3 protein-coding genes and 1 pseudogene are annotated in these 1,684 nt (G+C 68.1%); 2 read left to right on the forward strand and 2 right to left on the reverse strand.

Translation table 11 applies throughout. The annotated features are described in order from the left end of the window. Nucleotides 1-503: cysteine hydrolase family protein (locus tag AB4Y86_RS18360; RefSeq protein ID WP_441403580.1), on the reverse strand; the 503-nt coding region annotated here is incomplete at its 3' end. 82 nt (nt 504-585) lie between these two features. Here AB4Y86_RS18360 and AB4Y86_RS18365 point away from each other — a divergent pair. Beyond that, on the forward strand, nt 586-1,002 hold the full coding sequence (locus AB4Y86_RS18365; protein ID WP_441403581.1) for a DUF3054 domain-containing protein: 417 nt from the start codon (nt 586-588) through the stop codon (nt 1,000-1,002). A gap of 87 nt (nt 1,003-1,089) precedes the next feature. After that, a complete protein-coding gene (locus AB4Y86_RS18370) occupies nt 1,090-1,368 on the forward strand; it encodes an Lrp/AsnC family transcriptional regulator (RefSeq protein ID WP_441403582.1) in 279 nt (92 codons plus the stop codon). A 111-nt stretch (nt 1,369-1,479) separates the two neighbouring features. Here the strand turns inward: AB4Y86_RS18370 and AB4Y86_RS18375 are convergent. Beyond that, nucleotides 1,480-1,684 (reverse strand): annotated as a pseudogene (locus AB4Y86_RS18375) (anthranilate phosphoribosyltransferase); the annotation flags it as partial.

Raw genomic sequence — 1,684 nt, forward strand, 5'->3', positions numbered from 1 at the left:
GGCGCCCGCTGGTCCTGCCAGTAGAGGTTCGTGTGTGCAATCACTTGCTCTGGCGGCGGCGCGCCCCAGGCGGTCTGGTCTTCGGTACTGTGGGCGTCGGCCACGAGTGTCACGTCGTATCCGCGGACGAAGGCGCCGTGGATCGTGGACCGGATGCACTCGTCGGTTTGCGCGCCGGCCACCAGCACGTGTCCAACGCCGGCGGCGGCAAGCACCTCTTCAAGGACCGTTCCCTCAAAGGCATCGGCGTACGACTTGTGAACCAGCGGCTCCGTCTCCCGCGGGTCCAGTTCGGGGACGTACTGCCATGCCTCACTCCCCCGCTCCAGCCGTTCGTCGCTGTGCTGAACCCAGACGACCGTGGCCGCTGCACCCCGGGCCTTCTCCACCAGTGCGGCGATGTTGGCGACAACGGTGTCGCGCTGGTGCGCACCCTGCACCACGCCGTTTTGCACATCGATCACCAGCAATGCCGTGTTGGGCCGATCCGGCAGCGTGGTCATGGCCGTCTCCTCCTGGTTGGAACGTGAGCCGAGCCTAGCCCCGTGGCATTCGCGGGACAACGGGCGCGGATAGGCTGGAAGCATGTCCCCTAAGACTTCCCCCTCGCCTCACCCGTCGTCGGCTCCGCGCCCCGTGGTGGCCGCAGCCGCCGCCGATGCTGTCCTGATCCTGCTTTTCGCCGCGATCGGCCGGGATGCCCACCAGCGCGGCGACATCATCACCGGCGTGTTCGCGACGGCGTGGCCGTTCCTCGCGGGCGCCGCCGTAGCGTGRCTGGCCCTGCGTCTGTGGCGCGGGCCGCTCGCCCTGTGGCCGGCGGGCGTCGCCGTCTGGATCGGCACGGTGGCTGTCGGCATGGCGCTCCGCGCTGTTACCGGGCAGACAGTGGTCCTGCCTTTCGTGATCGTGGCGTTGCTCAGCCTAGGCGTGTTCCTGCTGGGCTACCGGGCGCTGGCGGCAGCGGCAACGCGGCTCCGGGGCCGCCGTCAGCGGAGCTGATGGACTAGGCTAGCAAGCACATGGTCCGGCCCTCCTGGGGCAAGCAAGAAGCCAGAACCGGCGCAACAGGTCCCGAAAGGTTTACACGTGGTCACCGCTATCGTCCTGATCAAAACAGAGGCCTCCCGTATCCCCGAGACCGCGGAAGAGATTTCCGCCATTCAGGGCATCAGCGAGGTTTATTCGGTCACGGGAGAATGGGACCTGATTGCCATCGCCAGGGTCGCCAAGCACGAGGACCTGGCCGATGTCATAGCGGACAAGCTCTCCAAGGTACCGGCCGTGGTGCACACCACCACCCAGATCGCCTTCCGCGCCTACTCGCAGCACGACCTCGACGCGGCCTTCGCCCTCGGCTTCGAGTAACAGGCACAGACAGAAGCGGGGCCCGGCAAACCAGCCGGGCCCCGCTTTTGCGTTTTGCGGCTGCGTTTTGCAACTGCGCCTTGCGGCCGCAGCACTATTGGCCGACGGACCTCAGCCCCGGGTTAGGGCCACCCACCGGTCCAGCACCGTGGCCGCCGCACCGGAGGAAATCGACTCTTCGGCCCGCTTCATGGCAGCGGCCATCCGCCCGGTGAGCGGACCGACGGCGTCGAGGTCGAACGCTACCAACCCGGCGGCGGCGTTGAGCAACGCGGCGTCGCGTGCCGGACCGGGCTCGCCGGCCAGGACGGCACGG

It is taken from the genome of Arthrobacter sp. 2YAF22_2 (assembly GCF_052114645.1).
Lineage (GTDB): Bacteria > Actinomycetota > Actinomycetes > Actinomycetales > Micrococcaceae > Arthrobacter.